Source organism: Streptococcus sp. 1559, from assembly GCF_013276735.1.
GTDB classification, from domain to species: domain Bacteria; phylum Bacillota; class Bacilli; order Lactobacillales; family Streptococcaceae; genus Streptococcus; species Streptococcus pseudopneumoniae.
On the sequence record NZ_VMLO01000003.1, the window covers coordinates 24,241 to 38,405 of the forward strand.

Below are 14,165 nucleotides of genomic sequence, written 5' to 3' on the forward strand. Positions count from 1 at the left end.
GCTTTTTTATCTTTCCTTCGCTTGGTAATAGATCTCTACTTCTTTTTTGAGATGAGACAGCATAGAAGTTTCCTCGGTTAGCTCCAGAAGGGAGAACCCTTTTTGGATAAGTTTAGAATCGTCTGTACAAATCCCAATACGGACATAGCAGATAGCCAGCCTATCGTAGCTTTTCTTATTCTTGGCGTCCTCTAGTAAAGTGTAGCAGATTTGCTTACACATGTTTTTATCTTGATTGTATAGATAGAGTGTGGAAAGGTTGAGCAGGATTGCTATTTGCAAGTCATATAAATGTTGATAGTTTTTATAGACTTCTAGGCGTTGCAAGATTTTCTCGGATTATTGACAAATAAACGGACATTCTGATAGACGATTGCCCTGGCGGCTTAGTGTAAACTTTACAAATTTGGCTTGTAATTTTTTTATAAAATTCACTTTAGTTACTTGACAGTTATTATATTTTCGCTCATAATATAGATAAAAGGATGGGATAGGAGTTTAAAAATTTGAAAGCGCTATCCATAATCATAACGCATAATTTTCTCCTTTTCGTGAAAAAAGTTAACGTAATTTTGAAATGAGCTTAATAAGAGGTACTATGTAGGTAGAAAATAAAGATAGGAGAAAAAGTATGAATAAAAAAATATTTTGTATTCTAGTATGTATTATATCATTGATTAGTCTAGCTATAATCTTTCCATGGGGCTGGTCGATATAATGTAAGGGAGCTTGAGTTGTTAGTGGAGGATAAAATGTTAAGAGTAATAGTAGTTATTCAATCTTTAGTAATAATACTGCTTGCTGTTGCTTTATTATTATCTCGGAAAAGCTTTGATTCGTTAAATGTTGTTCTTATAATGATGATCGTATCACAATTGTTGTTATTAGTATATTTGATAAAATCAGGGAATCAGTGATTAGCTGTTATTTGAATTAAGTAAACTGTTAAGCTTCAAGCAGTAACTGGTTTTAAATATTTAAAATAAGATAAAGGAAGGAAGTCTAATTTAGGTAACTAAACAAAGCCTGCGATCACTTGTTAGGAAACCATCCTAACCATGCTTAATAAAAAAGGAGAAAATAAATGGAACTCGTATTACCAAACAACTATGTTACTATTGATGAACAAGAAATGATGTATCTTGATGGGGGATTGTCCATACATAACGGAGTACTTTCTTTTGGGATAAACGCTGCAGTAAATGCAACCCTGGCTTATTTCATGGGTGGTGGAGGTGGTATTGCTTTATTTAGAGCAGCCATTAAAGCAGTTGGAAGACAAACTTTTACAAGGCAACTTAGGGGAACGTTAATAAGCTTCGTGGGGGTACAAGCGGCTAATAGAATTTCTGGAACAGTTGTTGGATTTATTCTTCAATCCGGTGGTTTAAGCGTGGGAGGTATGCTTGCAAACTGGTTGGATTCTGGGGATAAATATCCAAGAAATGGTTGGTGGGATATAACATGATTCAACTAAGTGATAAAACCAGAATAATATTTGCCATTATAGGGGCAAGTTCCATATTAGTCAGTATGTATCTTATTCCACTTATTAAAACTGAGAATAAATTTTGGGAAATACTTTTATTTATATTAGGTGTATTGCTAATTGGAATTGTGTTACTAAGTCAAAAAAAAATAAATTTTGTGTTAGTGAATACGTAATCATTAATATTGACTGTTTTATGGTGGAAAGCATCCATAGCTTTTTGTAAGATATCTGATTGGAGAAGAGTTGAGGTGCGGATTGTCTATGATAAAGAAACCTATCTTATATAGGTAACTAAGTGCTATAAACAAAGTCGACGATTACCTGTTAGGAAGCTATCCTAATCATGCTTAATAAAAAAGGAGAAAACAAATGGAACTTGTATTACCAAATAATTATGTTGTGATTGATGAAGAAGAGATGATGTATCTTGATGGGGGATTTTCTATTCCAAGGTGGCCAGTTGCAGTAGCCATTAATATAGCTTTCAATGGTGTTCTAGGCGGAGGAGCTATCAGTTTGGTTAAAAATTATGTCCGTAAGCATGATTTACGATGGGTTACGAGTGCAGTAGCTGGAGCTGCAGCAAGATATGTTGGAGTACGGGTTGCGAATAGAGTTGCAGGTTTTGCAACTTCTGCTATTAACGGATTTGCAGCTTGGATGTCAATTGGTGATGCCATCACAACAATTTGGGCAAATAATGATATTAATCGAAGAGATCCAAACTTAAACGCTTTATGGTAATTGTAAAATGGATATGAAAATTGAAAAAATTTTTGTTATTGTATTTTTAGCATTTCTACTCATTTCCTCTGTAACTTTTTTAGCATATGATCATGTTGGTGAGGAACTAAAGAAATTAATCATTATGATTAATTTAATATTTTTGCTTTTAACCATAGCAATGATAGTTTATGCAAAAATTTTTTTAAATCGATAACAAATATGATATAGCTGGAGTGATAGGAAGGGGAGTCTACTATATTAGAGACTGTTCTCTTAATGAGGGTTATAATATTAGTGGTAATTTTTATCCTTGGGACGGCTTCATATCGGAGACAGTAAGATGAGTAATGTAGATAAAATTCGTAAAATACATATTATCGTATGTTGGATGTATATATTTTTATCATTCAGGACGATTATAAATGACACGGAGTATTTTTTGCTTATTTTTTTATCTTTTATCTACTCAATAGTATCACTACCTCTATATTCTGTGAAAAATAAAATAGTATCTATCTGTCTAGTTATAAATTCGATTCTGTTAATCAGTTTCCCCATTTTAATCAATAAGTTATTCCCAGAAAGCTTTTCGACTTATATTGTATTAATAAGTGTTTTTATTACAGAGTTGATAATTTTTCATTTAATTGGGAAAGATTTTGATACTAAATTGACTAACGAATATAAGAAAATTAGTCAGTTTAGAAGCAAGGTGTCTCAATCTCCTTGGATAAAATATTTAGAGATTTCTAGTTTTATATTAACTATATTTCCATCTATTCTTTATGCTACAGTTGATAATCATGTACTAACTCTTATCTTTTTGATAAAAATTTGTGTAGATACCACGATAAAATTTTTATTCATCAGATTATTTGACACAAGTACTTTAATGAAGAGGAGAATATTTTTTCTTTTCGCATTGGATGTTATAGCTTACTTATTTTTAGGATATCTTTTAGTGATTCAAAAAGCAGGCTATTTGTTTTCGGTTTTACTTCTTTTTTCTAATTTTTCAGTTCCATTTATCAAGGAAAAGGAATACGAATTATTTAAAAATAGCAAGTAATAGAAATATGGATTAAATCTTAGAACGGCTTAAAATCAGACATGATAAAGGAAAGCTATCTAGGTAACTAAGTACTATAAACACAGTCGACAATCACTTGTTAGGAAACTATCCTAACCATGATTAATAAAAAAGAGAATTTTGATGGAACTCGTATTACCAAACAACTATGTTACTATTGATGAAGAAGAGATGATGTATCTTGATGGTGAAGGGTGGCTTGCCTTGCTTTGTGGAGGTGTAGGTGGTGTCGCAAGCGGAATAGCAGGAGCTATAACTGGAGCGGCAGCTGGTGCAGCACTAGGGACAATAACCTTACCAGTTATTGGTACAGTTAGCTATGCATTCATTTTAGCTACTTGTGGTGCAGCAACAGGTTATATGTCAGGTTATATGTCAGGCTATATTATCGGCTATAATTTCGGTAGGATATTGGAAAGTAATTTAGGCTGGGACTAGTTATGAAAGATAAAAAAGTACAACTATTTGCGACTATAGTATTTATTATGAATCTATTATTAGCTATCGTGAGTTTATTTGATACTAGTATTTTTAAGCATGTTTTCCTTATAGTGAGCTATCTGGTAATCATGTTTGCCTTTCTTATCTATATTGTTGCTAAATACATTCAATCACGGAATAATGGAAGGTAAGTATAGGATATTTTATGTGCCTATTCAATCATGGGCATCTTTATCGATTACCATTTCATTTTCGGCTTAGAAAAGAAAGGACAAGGTTAAAACAATTTCTTCAATAAAGGAGTCAAGATTGGCTCCTTTCCTTGTCTTCTCTAACCAAGCGTGTTATAATGAATACTGCTCAAGCGACCTTCAATCGTTAAGCACACACGACCTTCAATCGTGAATAAACGAATAGATGGGAGACCTACCATGAGTGATAACTCTAAAACCCGTGTTGTTGTGGGGATGAGTGGTGGTGTTGATTCGTCGGTGACGGCTCTTTTGCTCAAGGAGCAGGGCTACGATGTGATCGGTATCTTCATGAAGAACTGGGATGACACAGATGAAAACGGCGTCTGTACGGCGACCGAAGATTACAAGGATGTGGCTGCGGTAGCAGACCAGATTGGCATTCCCTACTACTCTGCCAATTTTGAAAAAGAGTACTGGGACCGCGTTTTTGAGTATTTCCTAGCGGAATACCGTGCAGGACGCACGCCAAATCCAGATGTTATGTGCAACAAGGAAATCAAGTTCAAGGCCTTTTTAGACTATGCTATGACCTTGGGGGCAGATTATGTAGCGACTGGGCATTATGCTCGAGTAGCGCGTGATGAGGATGGCACTGTTCACATGCTTCGTGGCGTGGACAATGGCAAGGATCAGACCTATTTTCTCAGCCAACTTTCGCAAGAGCAACTTCAAAAAACCATGTTTCCATTGGGATATTTGGAAAAGCCTGAAGTTCGCAGATTAGCAGAAGAAGCAGGCCTTGCGACTGCTAAGAAGAAAGACTCGACAGGAATTTGCTTTATCGGAGAAAAGAACTTTAAAAACTTTCTCAGTAACTACTTGCCAGCTCAGCCTGGTCGCATGATGACTGTGGATGGTCACGATATGGGCGAGCATGCAGGTCTTATGTACTATACGATTGGTCAGCGTGGAGGTCTCGGTATCGGTGGCCAACATGGTGGTGACAATGCCCCTTGGTTCGTTGTCGGAAAAGACCTGAGCAAGAATATCCTCTATGTAGGCCAAGGTTTCTACCATGATTCGCTCATGTCAACCAGCCTAGAAGCCAGTCAAGTCCACTTTACTCGTGAGATGCCAGAGGAATTTACGCTAGAATGCACAGCAAAATTCCGCTACCGTCAGCCTGATTCTAAGGTGACCGTCCATGTCAAAGGAGATAAGGCAGAGGTTATCTTTGCAGAACCGCAACGCGCGATTACACCAGGTCAGGCAGTTGTCTTTTACGATGGCGAAGAATGTCTAGGTGGTGGTTTGATTGACAATGCTTACCGAGATGGACAAGTTTGTCAGTACATTTAGATTGACAAATTTTCTCAATTTGCTACAATAATAAAAGCAATAGAAATGATGGTCAAAGCTCATGGATGTTGCAGGCTTTTTTGTCCTGCACCTCTTTGGAGTTTTGACTGTTTTTGTGTCGTTTAAGGGAGAGGATAGAAATGACTCAACAAGACTTTCGGACAAAAGTAGGCAATACGGTTTTTGGTGTTCGGGCGACAGCTTTGATTGTCCAAAATCGTAAGCTTCTAGTCACCAAAGATAAGGGCAAGTATTACACAATTGGTGGTGCTATCCAAGTCAATGAAAGAACGGAAGACGCGGTAGTCCGCGAAGTGAGGGAAGAACTGAGTGTTAAAGCTCAAGCTGGGCAGCTAGCTTTTGTGGTTGAAAATCATTTTGAACAGGACGGTGTTTCCTATTACAATATCGAGTTTCATTATCTGGTGGACTTGCTTGAAGATGCTCCATTGACCATGCAGGAAGACGAAAAAACGCAGCCTTGTGAGTGGATTGACATAGACAAGATTAAGGGTATCAATCTAATTCCAGCCTTTCTAAAAACAGCCCTGCCAGATTGGGACGGCCAACTAAGACACATTCATCTTGAGAAATAGGAGAGAAATATGATTTATAACTTTACTGAAGAATACGATATTATTGTAATTGGTGCGGGACACGCTGGGGTTGAGGCTTCCCTGGCTGCCAGCCGTATGGGTTGTAAGGTTTTGCTTGCGACTATCAACATTGAAATGCTGGCTTTCATGCCTTGTAACCCCTCTATCGGTGGTTCTGCCAAGGGGATTGTCGTGCGTGAAGTCGATGCCCTCGGTGGCGAGATGGCCAAGACCATTGACAAGACTTACATCCAGATGAAGATGCTTAACACAGGGAAGGGGCCAGCTGTCCGTGCCCTTCGTGCGCAGGCTGATAAGGAACTTTACTCTAAGGAAATGCGCAAGACGGTTGAAAATCAAGAAAATTTGACCCTTCGTCAGACCATGATTGATGAGATTTTGGTTGAAGATGGTAAGGTTGTCGGTGTCCGTACAGCTACCCACCAAGAGTATGCTGCCAAGGCTGTTATCGTGACGACAGGAACGGCCCTCCGTGGGGAAATTATCATTGGAGACCTCAAGTATTCATCAGGTCCTAACCACAGCTTGGCTTCTATTAACCTTGCTGACAATCTTAAGGAATTAGGACTCGAAATTGGTCGTTTCAAGACAGGAACACCTCCACGTGTCAAGGCTTCTTCTATCAACTACGATGTGACCGAGATTCAGCCAGGGGACGAAGCGCCTAATCACTTCTCATACACTTCACGTGATGAGGACTATGTCAAGGATCAAGTGCCATGCTGGTTGACCTACACCAATGGTACCAGTCATGAGATTATCCAAAACAACCTCCACCGTGCGCCTATGTTTACAGGTGTGGTCAAGGGAGTGGGACCTCGTTACTGTCCGTCGATTGAAGACAAGATTGTGCGCTTTGCGGATAAGGAACGCCACCAACTTTTCCTAGAGCCAGAAGGGCGCAATACAGAGGAAGTCTATGTCCAAGGACTTTCAACCAGTCTGCCTGAGGATGTCCAACGTGAGCTGGTTCATTCTATCAAAGGTTTGGAAAATGCAGAGATGATGCGAACAGGTTATGCCATCGAGTACGATATGGTCTTGCCACACCAGTTGCGTGCGACTCTGGAAACCAAGAAAATCTCCGGACTTTTCACTGCTGGTCAGACTAATGGAACGTCAGGTTATGAAGAGGCAGCAGGCCAAGGGATTATCGCTGGGATCAATGCGGCTCTGAAAATCCAAGGTAAACCTGAGTTGATTTTGAAGCGCAGTGACGGTTATATCGGAGTGATGATTGATGACTTGGTGACCAAGGGAACCATTGAACCCTACCGTCTATTGACCAGTCGTGCTGAATACCGTCTCATTCTCCGTCATGATAATGCTGATATGCGTTTGACTGAGATGGGACGTGAGATTGGTCTTGTGGATGATGAACGCTGGGCTCGTTTTGAAATCAAGAAAAATCAATTTGACAATGAGATGAAACGCTTAGACAGCATCAAACTCAAGCCAGTCAAGGAAACTAATGCCAAGGTTGAGGAGATGGGCTTCAAGCCGTTGACAGATGCAGTGACAGCCAAGGAATTCCTTCGCCGTCCAGAAGTTTCTTATCAAGATGTGGTGGCCTTCATCGGACCAGCTGCAGAGGACTTGGATGACAAGATTATCGAATTGATTGAAACAGAAATCAAGTACGAAGGCTATATTTCCAAAGCCATGGACCAGGTTGCTAAGATGAAACGTATGGAAGAAAAACGCATTCCAGCCAATATTGATTGGGATGACATTGATTCTATCGCAACCGAAGCTCGTCAGAAGTTCAAACTCATCAATCCAGAAACCATCGGTCAAGCCAGCCGTATTTCGGGAGTAAACCCAGCAGATATTTCTATTTTGATGGTGTATCTGGAAGGTAAAAATCGTAGTATTTCTAAAACTCTTCAAAAATCAAAATGATACGTCGTCGGCTTCTTACGAATGAGTTCAAAGCTTGGCTTTGATTCATCTCCAACCTCCCATAGTTCCCCGAACTATGGGAGCTAACTCAAGTTATGCATTTTCCTAGCCTTCTGGTCTGATTTTCATTGAGTTTTAATCTCAAAAGAAAGCATAGAGAAAAACAGCTCCGAAGACGGGGCTGTTTTGTTGACTTGTACTCAATGAAAATCAAANNCATATATACGGCAAGGCGAAGCTGACGTGGTTTGAAGAGATTTTCGAAGAGTATTATTCTTCATCTGGTGTGAGGATCATCGGGATGATAATCGGTTCACGTTCGGTATTTTCATAGAGGAAGGGGCGAATAGCGTTGACAATGGCACCATTGACAGATTGCACGCTAGCATCCTTGTTTTTCAGTGCGATACGAATGGCATTGAAGAGGATACGCTGGCTTTGGCGAATCAGGTCGCCAGACTCTCTCATGTAGACAAAGCCTCGGCTGAGGATGTCTGGACCAGATAGAATCATCTGCGACTTGAAGTCAACAGTTGCGACTGCTAAAACGACACCGTCTTCAGATAGATCACGACGGTCTTTGAGGACAGCTGCGCCGATTTCACCGATACGATTTCCATCGACATAGATGTCTTGGGCGTTGAAATGACCTGCAATACGAGCTGAGTCAGCAGTAAGGGCAAGCACATCACCATTACTCATGATAAAGATATTGTCCTTCTCAACACCAGTATCCACTGCTAGTCCAGCATGGACTTTTTGCATGCGGTATTCACCGTGGACAGGCATGAAGTATTTTGGCTTAATCAAGCGGAGCATGAGTTTTTGCTCTTGCTGGCCACCGTGTCCAGATGTATGGATATTGTTCACTTTACCGTGGATAACTTCGACACCAGCTTCAGAAATGATGTTAATCAGCTTGTTGACGCTAGTCGTATTTCCAGGGATTGGGCTTGAAGAGAAGATAACGGTATCACCGGGTTGGAGTTGTACCTGACGGTGGGTTCCGTTGGCGATACGAGAGAGGGCTGCCATAGGCTCGCCCTGACTACCTGTACAGAGGATCAGAACCTCGCCAGCAGGGTAGTCTTTGATTTCATTTGGCTCGATAAAGGTTCCCTTAGGAGCTTTGATGTAGCCAAGGTCGATTCCGTTGACAATGGCCTTTTCCATAGAACGACCAAAGACCGCAATCTTACGTCCAGTCTTAACAGCAGCTTCAGTTGCTTGCTGGAGACGGAAGATATTTGAGGCAAAGGATGCAAAGATGATACGTCCTTCAATGCCTTGGATAATCTTCATGATGGACTGACCAACGACTTTTTCAGAGTTGGTAAAGGTTGGCACTTCTGCATTTGTTGAGTCAGACAGAAGACAAAGCACGCCTTCTTCACCAAGGGCAGCCATACGATGCAAGTCTGCAGGTTCTCCAACTGGAGTAAAGTCGAACTTGAAGTCGCCCGTACAGATGATTTTTCCTTGCGGAGTATGAATGACAATTCCCAAAGGCTCTGGAATAGAGTGAGTCGTTCTAAAGAAAGTTGCCTTGAGATTTTTAAAGGTCAACTCAGTGTTGTGGTTTATTTCGTAAAGTTTGGCGTTGCGCAAGAGGCCGTGTTCTTCGAGTTTCCCACGGATCAAAGCCAAGGCAAGTGGTCCAGCATAGATAGGGACATTTGCTTGCTTGAGCAGGAACGGAATCCCACCAATGTGGTCCTCGTGTCCGTGTGTGATTAAAACAGCCTTGACGCGGTCGATATTGTCCACGATGTATGAGTAGTCAGGAATGACATAGTCGATACCCAGCAAGTCATCTTCTGGGAATTTAATCCCAGCATCGACGATGATAATCTCATCTTGGTATTCAATTCCGTATGTATTTTTCCCGATTTCTCCCAGACCACCGATGGCAAAAACGCCGACTTCTTCAGGTTTAAGAGTGTAGGCCATATTAGAACTCCGTAATTTCGAAGGCGCCAGTTTCTTTTTCGTAATCTAGCAATTTGTCAGACAAGAGTTCGATATACTCGATATTGTACTCTGGGCGATTTTCTTCGACAAGTTGGCGAGCAGCGATACGGCCCTCAAGTTCTGAGTTGGCATCGATGTCTAGGTATAGTGCGCGTGTTGTTTCACGACGTGGGCTACGTTCTTTTGTTTCTTGATAAAAAACTTTGTAAATCATATAGTTCCTTTCTATTTTACAGGTCAGCTTATTCCAAACTTTTAGCATAGATTTGCTTGATTTCATTCCATTTTGTGTCTAGATTGACCTTGATTCGTTACAATTATTTCAATTATACCACAAAATGAAAAATTAGTAAAAGACGGAAACGAGAAAGTCATGGGACGATTTCTTTGGTAAACGCTTGCAATATCAAAAAGTATATGCTATAATAATAGAAAGAAATAGTATAAGCTGGAAAGGAAATAATTCGGAAACTATATTGTTTAGTGCTATTGATATTATGTTTAACTTTATAGATACTTCTGAATTGGATAAAGTTACCGAATTGAATGAACATGCTTTCCCTGTAGTTAGATTAGATAAAGCAGAGGAGCTTGGTTTAGATAATGAAGCTTTGGAGGTAGGCGTGTTTTAAACGAAATCGTAACGGATATAGAGACTAACGGAGAGTCAACTGATTTGGCTAGAATGGATCGCTCTCTTTTTCCTATAGGCTCTTATGGTAATTATTGTGGTTATGGGAAATAATGGATATTCTATTCCAGCTATTGATGATTTAGATATGGCTTGTTTCTATCATGATAAGTGTTTTAAGGGATTTTTAGCAGATAATAGAAGTTGCAATGCCGCATTCCTAATAAGATTATCTCCTATTGTAGCAAATAATGCTTGGAATACAACTAAAGGAGCATATGCAAGAGCAGCTGTGGTTCTATTTTCTAGATTCGTATAAGACCAAGTTTTTGTAAAATATGAGTTGTTACGTAAAAGTGTTGATATGAGTATTGGTGTCTATGAACAGAATCTTATCTTATAAGTTTTAACTTATCTTTTAAGGTTTCTGTTTATAGGCGCTTGTAGATGTGTTTATGTCTTTAAAAAATATATTTGCGATATTAAAAATGGATACTTATGCAATATTTCACTTTACTTATTAAGATAAATTTAAACTAAGGAGGTTGCTCTATGTATAACTTATTTGCTTTTGCTATCGGAGCTCGCTTGGTAGCTTTTATTGTTTTTGTTGCTTGCGTTTATGCGGGTAATCTTCTATTTACCAAACTGGAACGACGACAAACCAAGTTCTTGTGGAAAATTACCTTTGTGACTCTCTACTCGCTTTTTCTTCTCCTCGTAACCTATGTCGTTTGGTTTGTATTTTACTTTGGATTAAATGCTTAGATGCCCTGCTCATGCTGGGGCGTTTTTGTTTGGTGGCAAAAGATAGTAAATTTATGACACGAAAATTCCACCCCATCTATCAAGATGAGGTGGTCTTTGCATTTTTCTAAAATGACATGACAATGGAATTTTCAGAGCTTATTATTTTTATGGGAGTCATTGTTCTGCTCAAAAATAGAGTTGAAGCATAAAAATAAAACAATACAAACAGATAGATCAATTGGTAAAGGGATAGTAGTCATGTTTAAATCATTGAGAATGCTGAGCAAACTGTAAGAGATGAAGACAATAAAATTTATCCTTCTAAAAATGTGTTTCTTATCTAGCATGACTTACCAAACTTTTTACGAAGGTCTTTTCCAATGGTATAACCTGCCATAAATAAAGCGATACCAACACCTACACCAAAGCCACCCTTTATTTCTTGCAATTCCTTAGTAGAAATTTCACAATAGTTGTTCAAATCTTTCATCATATTAATCTCCTCCTAAAAAATAACCAGCTGCCAAACCAGAACCTATAAGTGCTGTTCCACCTGCAATAGCTTTCCAAGATACTGCTACTCCAAAGATAACCAAGGGAGCGAGACCGCCATCAATATCTGATAATTCATTTTCAGATAAGGATAAAAATTGATTGTCAAGAACGTCAAAATTTGTCATTGAACTTTCCTCCTTTTTTCTTGTTCACTTTTATATTCGTAAAAGAAAAGGAAAAGTGAACATTTTTTTAAATTATTTTTAGTTAAGTGAGGGCACTCTTGTTTGGGGATAAAGAAAATTCCCATGTGCCAGCTTTTGTAGTATAATAGTAAGCAGACAAAAAGATAGGAATGTGTTATGAAAGTATTAGCTTTTGATACGTCTAGCAAGGCTCTTTCTCTGGCTATTTTAGAGGACAAGCAGGTTCTTGCCGAGACGACGATTAATATCAAGAAAAATCACAGCATTACCCTTATGCCTGCCATCGATTTTTTGATGGCAAGTTTGGATTGGACACCCAAGGATTTAGACCGAATCGTGGTGGCGGAAGGACCAGGTAGCTATACAGGCTTGCGAATTGCGGTAGCAACTGCCAAGACCTTAGCTCATACCCTGAACATCGAGTTGGTTGGTATGTCGAGTCTCTTGGCTCTGGTGCCCTACCAACAAGAAGGTTTGTTTGTCCCCTTGATGGATGCGCGTCGCAATAATGTTTATGCAGGATTTTATGAAAATGCCAAACCTGTCATGCCAGAAGCGCACTTACCCTTTGAGCGAGTGATTGAGTTAATCAAGGGCGCTAGTCAGGTAACCTTTGTCGGAGAAGTTGTCCCCTTTGTTGAGCAGATTCAAAAACACTTGCCAAGGACTAATTTCAAAGAAACCCTGCCTAATGCAGCCAATCTTGCTCTTTTGGCCTGGGACAAGGAAGCAGACTCCTTACACGACTTTGTGCCTAACTACCTCAAGCGTGTCGAGGCTGAGGAAAACTGGCTCAAGAACCATACCGAGTCTGGCGAGTCTTACATTAAACGCCTATGATAGAAATCAAACGAATCCAACAGCAGCCTAATCTAGCTAAAGCCATCTACGCTGTTATGATAGCTGTTTACCCAGTCAGTCCTTGGACGCTGGAACAAATCCAAGCTGACCTATTCCAAGACCAGACTTGGTATGCTCTGGCCTATGATGGGGCAGAAGTGATTGGATTTCTAGCTGTGCAGGAAAATATCTTTGAGGCAGAAGTCTTGCAAATCGCTGTTAAAGGAGACTATCAGGGTCAGGGGATTGCGTCAGCCTTGTTTGCTCAATTGCCGACAGACAAGGAGATTTTCCTCGAAGTCAGAAAGTCAAATCACCGAGCGCAAGCATTTTACAAGAAAGAAAAGATGGCAGTCATCGCTGAGCGAAAGGCCTACTACCATGATCCAGTCGAGGACGCCATTATCATGAAGAGAGAAGTAGATGAAGGATAGATATATTTTAGCATTTGAGACATCCTGTGATGAGACCAGTGTCGCCGTCTTGAAAAACGACGATGAGCTCTTGTCCAATGTCATTGCTAGTCAAATTGAGAGTCACAAACGTTTTGGGGGCGTAGTGCCTGAAGTAGCCAGTCGTCACCATGTCGAGGTCATTACAGCCTGCATCGAGGAGGCACTGACAGAAGCAGGGATTACCGAAGAGGACGTGACAGCTGTGGCTGTTACCTATGGACCAGGCTTGGTCGGAGCCTTGCTAGTTGGTTTGTCAGCTGCTAAGGCCTTTGCTTGGGCACATGGACTTCCACTTATCCCTGTTAACCACATGGCTGGTCACCTCATGGCAGCTCAAAGTGTGGAGCCTTTGGAGTTTCCCTTGCTAGCTCTTTTGGTTAGCGGTGGACACACAGAGTTAGTTTATGTTTCTGAGGCAGGAGATTATAAGATTGTTGGGGAAACGCGAGATGACGCGGTTGGCGAGGCCTATGATAAGGTCGGCCGCGTCATGGGCTTGACCTATCCTGCAGGTCGTGAGATTGACGAGTTGTCTCATCAGGGGCAGGATATTTATGATTTCCCTCGTGCCATGATTAAGGAGGATAATCTGGAGTTTTCATTCTCAGGTTTGAAATCTGCCTTTATCAATCTTCACCACAATGCCGAGCAAAAGGGAGAAAGTCTGTCTACAGAGGATTTGTGTGCTTCCTTCCAAGCAGCTGTACTGGATATTCTCATGGCTAAAACCAAGAAGGCTTTGGAGAAATACCCTGTTAAAACCCTTGTCGTGGCAGGTGGCGTGGCAGCCAATAAAGGTCTCAGAGAACGCCTAGCAACTGAAATCACAGATGTCAATGTCATCATTCCACCTCTGCGTCTCTGCGGAGACAATGCAGGTATGATTGCTTATGCCAGTGTCAGCGAGTGGAACAAAGAAAACTTTGCAAACTTGGACCTCAATGCCAAACCAAGCCTCGCTTTTGATACCATAGAATAAAGAGTCAGCTTAAGGCT

19 protein-coding genes and 2 pseudogenes are annotated in these 14,165 nt (G+C 40.2%); 16 read left to right on the plus strand and 5 right to left on the minus strand.

Annotation, left to right across the window (positions count from 1 at the left end; genetic code table 11):
- Positions 1-6: 6 nt before the first annotated feature.
- Positions 7-333, minus strand: a pseudogene (locus HT688_RS00335) (DNA-binding protein); the annotation flags it as partial.
- 751 nt (positions 334-1,084) lie between these two features.
- Between HT688_RS00335 and HT688_RS00340 the strand changes: the two are divergent.
- The 10 genes and pseudogenes from HT688_RS00340 to mnmG all read left to right on the plus strand — a co-directional run bounded on the left by HT688_RS00340 (position 1,085) and on the right by mnmG (position 7,821).
- Positions 1,085-1,468, plus strand: coding sequence for a hypothetical protein (locus HT688_RS00340; RefSeq protein WP_041171076.1), 384 nt, complete (start codon positions 1,085-1,087; stop codon positions 1,466-1,468).
- A complete protein-coding gene (locus HT688_RS12090; RefSeq protein ID WP_345789435.1) occupies positions 1,465-1,665 on the plus strand; it encodes a hypothetical protein in 201 nt (66 codons plus the stop codon). Before HT688_RS00340 ends, HT688_RS12090 begins: the two co-directional genes overlap by 4 nt.
- Before the next feature lie 196 nt (positions 1,666-1,861).
- Positions 1,862-2,236, plus strand: coding sequence for an SPH_0224 family bacteriocin-like peptide (locus HT688_RS00345; RefSeq protein ID WP_050206582.1), 375 nt, complete (start codon positions 1,862-1,864; stop codon positions 2,234-2,236).
- Positions 2,237-2,243: 7 nt separating this feature from the next.
- Positions 2,244-2,432 carry a hypothetical protein gene (locus HT688_RS00350; protein WP_016397257.1) on the plus strand — a complete coding sequence of 63 codons (189 nt, stop codon included), beginning with the start codon at positions 2,244-2,246 and terminating at the stop codon, positions 2,430-2,432.
- Between the two features lie 126 nt (positions 2,433-2,558).
- On the plus strand, positions 2,559-3,287 hold the full coding sequence (locus HT688_RS00355; RefSeq protein ID WP_016397256.1) for a hypothetical protein: 729 nt from the start codon (positions 2,559-2,561) through the stop codon (positions 3,285-3,287).
- 144 nt (positions 3,288-3,431) lie between these two features.
- A pseudogene (locus HT688_RS12240) lies at positions 3,432-3,504 on the plus strand (argininosuccinate lyase); the annotation flags it as partial.
- Entirely contained in the window at positions 3,480-3,746 is a 267-nt protein-coding gene (locus tag HT688_RS00360) for a hypothetical protein (RefSeq protein ID WP_524539346.1), read from the plus strand. The pseudogene HT688_RS12240 and the gene HT688_RS00360, both read left to right, overlap by 25 nt.
- A gap of 434 nt (positions 3,747-4,180) precedes the next feature.
- Entirely contained in the window at positions 4,181-5,302 is a 1,122-nt protein-coding gene (gene mnmA / locus HT688_RS00365; RefSeq protein ID WP_172923441.1) for a tRNA 2-thiouridine(34) synthase MnmA, read from the plus strand.
- Positions 5,303-5,442: 140 nt separating this feature from the next.
- Complete coding sequence (locus HT688_RS00370) at positions 5,443-5,898, plus strand: NUDIX hydrolase (RefSeq protein WP_172923443.1); 456 nt, start codon at positions 5,443-5,445, stop codon at positions 5,896-5,898.
- Positions 5,899-5,907: 9 nt separating this feature from the next.
- On the plus strand, positions 5,908-7,821 hold the full coding sequence (gene mnmG, locus HT688_RS00375) for a tRNA uridine-5-carboxymethylaminomethyl(34) synthesis enzyme MnmG (protein WP_023941038.1): 1,914 nt from the start codon (positions 5,908-5,910) through the stop codon (positions 7,819-7,821).
- A gap of 270 nt (positions 7,822-8,091) precedes the next feature.
- Here mnmG and rnjA read toward each other — a convergent pair whose 3' ends face one another.
- Both rnjA and HT688_RS00385 read right to left on the minus strand, forming a co-directional pair.
- Positions 8,092-9,771, minus strand: a complete 1,680-nt coding sequence (gene rnjA, locus HT688_RS00380) for a ribonuclease J1 (protein ID WP_000331962.1) — start codon at positions 9,769-9,771, stop codon at positions 8,092-8,094.
- Position 9,772: 1 nt separating this feature from the next.
- The gene (locus HT688_RS00385; protein WP_000639571.1) at positions 9,773-10,006 is read right to left on the minus strand and encodes a DNA-dependent RNA polymerase subunit epsilon; all 234 of its coding nucleotides are present in this window, start codon (positions 10,004-10,006) and stop codon (positions 9,773-9,775) included.
- Between the two features lie 184 nt (positions 10,007-10,190).
- On the opposite strand from HT688_RS00385, the gene HT688_RS00390 reads away from it, so the two are divergent.
- From HT688_RS00390 to HT688_RS00400, 3 genes are all read left to right on the plus strand, one after another.
- Positions 10,191-10,424: a hypothetical protein gene (locus tag HT688_RS00390; RefSeq protein WP_001200005.1), complete on the plus strand. Its 234-nt coding sequence runs from the start codon at positions 10,191-10,193 to the stop codon at positions 10,422-10,424.
- An 84-nt stretch (positions 10,425-10,508) separates the two neighbouring features.
- Positions 10,509-10,742 (plus strand): hypothetical protein, encoded by a 234-nt coding sequence (locus tag HT688_RS12245; protein ID WP_000234806.1) that lies wholly within the window; start codon positions 10,509-10,511, stop codon positions 10,740-10,742.
- Positions 10,743-10,975: 233 nt separating this feature from the next.
- Positions 10,976-11,191 (plus strand): hypothetical protein, encoded by a 216-nt coding sequence (locus HT688_RS00400; RefSeq protein ID WP_000282480.1) that lies wholly within the window; start codon positions 10,976-10,978, stop codon positions 11,189-11,191.
- Positions 11,192-11,513: 322 nt separating this feature from the next.
- Here the strand turns inward: HT688_RS00400 and cibB are convergent, their stop codons facing one another.
- Positions 11,514-11,666: a fratricide two-peptide bacteriocin subunit CibB gene (gene cibB / locus HT688_RS00405; protein WP_000974046.1), complete on the minus strand. Its 153-nt coding sequence runs from the start codon at positions 11,664-11,666 to the stop codon at positions 11,514-11,516.
- 1 nt (position 11,667) lies between these two features.
- Complete coding sequence (gene cibA, locus HT688_RS00410; RefSeq protein ID WP_000180841.1) at positions 11,668-11,853, minus strand: fratricide two-peptide bacteriocin subunit CibA; 186 nt, start codon at positions 11,851-11,853, stop codon at positions 11,668-11,670.
- A 177-nt stretch (positions 11,854-12,030) separates the two neighbouring features.
- On the opposite strand from cibA, the gene tsaB reads away from it, so the two are divergent.
- Genes tsaB through tsaD form a run of 3 tightly spaced genes read left to right on the plus strand, consistent with a single transcriptional unit; the run spans position 12,031 to position 14,148 of the window.
- Complete coding sequence (tsaB, locus tag HT688_RS00415; protein ID WP_000865700.1) at positions 12,031-12,714, plus strand: tRNA (adenosine(37)-N6)-threonylcarbamoyltransferase complex dimerization subunit type 1 TsaB; 684 nt, start codon at positions 12,031-12,033, stop codon at positions 12,712-12,714.
- The gene (rimI, locus tag HT688_RS00420; protein WP_000569845.1) at positions 12,711-13,148 is read left to right on the plus strand and encodes a ribosomal protein S18-alanine N-acetyltransferase; all 438 of its coding nucleotides are present in this window, start codon (positions 12,711-12,713) and stop codon (positions 13,146-13,148) included. The genes tsaB and rimI overlap by 4 nt, the downstream gene beginning before the upstream one ends.
- On the plus strand, positions 13,138-14,148 hold the full coding sequence (gene tsaD, locus HT688_RS00425; protein WP_023938424.1) for a tRNA (adenosine(37)-N6)-threonylcarbamoyltransferase complex transferase subunit TsaD: 1,011 nt from the start codon (positions 13,138-13,140) through the stop codon (positions 14,146-14,148). The genes rimI and tsaD overlap by 11 nt, the downstream gene beginning before the upstream one ends.
- Positions 14,149-14,165 lie beyond the last annotated feature (17 nt).

Excerpts from the sequence above, each read along its gene's own strand:
- HT688_RS00370 (WP_172923443.1), top strand. The coding sequence starts at position 5,443 with ATGACTCAACAAGACTTTCGGACAAAAGTAGGCAATACGGTTTTTGGT.
- HT688_RS12245 (WP_000234806.1), top strand. The coding sequence starts at position 10,509 with ATGGTAATTATTGTGGTTATGGGAAATAATGGATATTCTATTCCAGCT.
- cibB (WP_000974046.1), bottom strand. The coding sequence starts at position 11,666 with ATGATGAAAGATTTGAACAACTATTGTGAAATTTCTACTAAGGAATTG.
- rnjA (WP_000331962.1), bottom strand. The coding sequence starts at position 9,771 with ATGGCCTACACTCTTAAACCTGAAGAAGTCGGCGTTTTTGCCATCGGT.
- HT688_RS00360 (WP_524539346.1), top strand. The coding sequence starts at position 3,480 with ATGATGTATCTTGATGGTGAAGGGTGGCTTGCCTTGCTTTGTGGAGGT.
- HT688_RS00345 (WP_050206582.1), top strand. The coding sequence starts at position 1,862 with ATGGAACTTGTATTACCAAATAATTATGTTGTGATTGATGAAGAAGAG.
- HT688_RS00400 (WP_000282480.1), top strand. The coding sequence starts at position 10,976 with ATGTATAACTTATTTGCTTTTGCTATCGGAGCTCGCTTGGTAGCTTTT.
- HT688_RS12090 (WP_345789435.1), top strand. The coding sequence starts at position 1,465 with ATGATTCAACTAAGTGATAAAACCAGAATAATATTTGCCATTATAGGG.
- rimI (WP_000569845.1), top strand. The coding sequence starts at position 12,711 with ATGATAGAAATCAAACGAATCCAACAGCAGCCTAATCTAGCTAAAGCC.
- mnmA (WP_172923441.1), top strand. The coding sequence starts at position 4,181 with ATGAGTGATAACTCTAAAACCCGTGTTGTTGTGGGGATGAGTGGTGGT.
- tsaB (WP_000865700.1), top strand. The coding sequence starts at position 12,031 with ATGAAAGTATTAGCTTTTGATACGTCTAGCAAGGCTCTTTCTCTGGCT.
- HT688_RS00385 (WP_000639571.1), bottom strand. The coding sequence starts at position 10,006 with ATGATTTACAAAGTTTTTTATCAAGAAACAAAAGAACGTAGCCCACGT.
- tsaD (WP_023938424.1), top strand. The coding sequence starts at position 13,138 with ATGAAGGATAGATATATTTTAGCATTTGAGACATCCTGTGATGAGACC.
- mnmG (WP_023941038.1), top strand. The coding sequence starts at position 5,908 with ATGATTTATAACTTTACTGAAGAATACGATATTATTGTAATTGGTGCG.
- HT688_RS00340 (WP_041171076.1), top strand. The coding sequence starts at position 1,085 with ATGGAACTCGTATTACCAAACAACTATGTTACTATTGATGAACAAGAA.
- HT688_RS00350 (WP_016397257.1), top strand. The coding sequence starts at position 2,244 with ATGGATATGAAAATTGAAAAAATTTTTGTTATTGTATTTTTAGCATTT.
- cibA (WP_000180841.1), bottom strand. The coding sequence starts at position 11,853 with ATGACAAATTTTGACGTTCTTGACAATCAATTTTTATCCTTATCTGAA.
- HT688_RS00355 (WP_016397256.1), top strand. The coding sequence starts at position 2,559 with ATGAGTAATGTAGATAAAATTCGTAAAATACATATTATCGTATGTTGG.